Annotated in this window: 1 protein-coding gene; it reads left to right on the forward strand. The window is 72.4% G+C overall.

Annotation, left to right across the window (positions count from 1 at the left end):
- Window positions 1-137: 137 nt before the first annotated feature.
- A partial coding sequence (locus AVKW3434_RS24185; RefSeq protein WP_284407870.1) for a DUF2169 domain-containing protein occupies window positions 138-998 on the forward strand: 861 nt, incomplete at its 3' end.

The raw sequence follows: 998 nt of genomic DNA on the forward strand, positions 1-998 counted from the left end.
AGCTGGCTCTACGTGGAGCATGCGGCGGTGACCCACCGCCCGTTTCCGCTGTCCCACGAAGACCTTGCCGCACGGCAGATGGCCGCTGTGGAAACCGTGCAGCTCATGGACAGCCTGCAAGCCGATCCGCCCGCGCCATGACGTGCCCGGTCCTCAACCACACGCCGTTCCGCGCTCAGGTCTTTCCGCACCGGGATGCGGAGCGGCGCAGCGCGGCCCTGGTGATCGTCAAGGGCACGTGGCAGCTGGCGGCCGCCCCGGGCCTGCCGCCCCGGCTCGCGGCGGCGCAGGACCAGGCTGCCATCTTTCGCGAGGGTGTGCGCCAGACACTCGGCAGCCTGCCCCTGGACGCCGCCCAGGCCGCCGCCATCGCACCCCGCGCGCATGAACTCTGGACCTGCCTGGAATCCGAGTACGTGCCGCCCAAGCCCCGCTTCGATTGCATCGTGAACGGTTGGGCGGTCGCATCGCAAGGCCGGCCCTTGCCAAGCATCGACGCCGCGGTGGACTACCTGACCGATGGCGGATCGCGGCGCCTGATCGAACTGCGCGCGTTCGCGCCACGCACCTGGCTGCCGGAACTGGGGGCCATCGGCAGGCTGCGCGCCTCTGGCGAGGCCACCGCGTCGCGCATTCCGCTGCTGCGCCCCTTCGCCTTCGGCGGGCAGGAGAAGGACCCGCAGACGGGCCATGTGAACGCCTTCGAGCCCAACCCGGAAGGCATGGGCTGGTACCGCAGCGCGGCCGCTGCCCGGGGCGCGCCGCTGCCGTGGATCGAACCGCTGGACCGGGCCATCACCGCCTGGGACGACCCCCTCGAACCCATCGCCCTCGGCCACGTGCCCCCCCACCACGTTCCGCGCCGCGACCTGCAGGGCACCTTCGGCGACGCCTGGCAATCGACCCGCGCGCCCGACCTGCCCGAGGACTTCGACCCGCGCCACCACAACGCCGCACCCGATGCGCTGCAGCTGCGCGAAAGCCCCCGCCCGGGCCAT

The sequence above is a fragment of the Acidovorax sp. SUPP3434 genome (assembly GCF_030159015.1).
In the GTDB taxonomy this organism is placed as follows: Bacteria; Pseudomonadota; Gammaproteobacteria; order Burkholderiales; family Burkholderiaceae_C; genus Paracidovorax.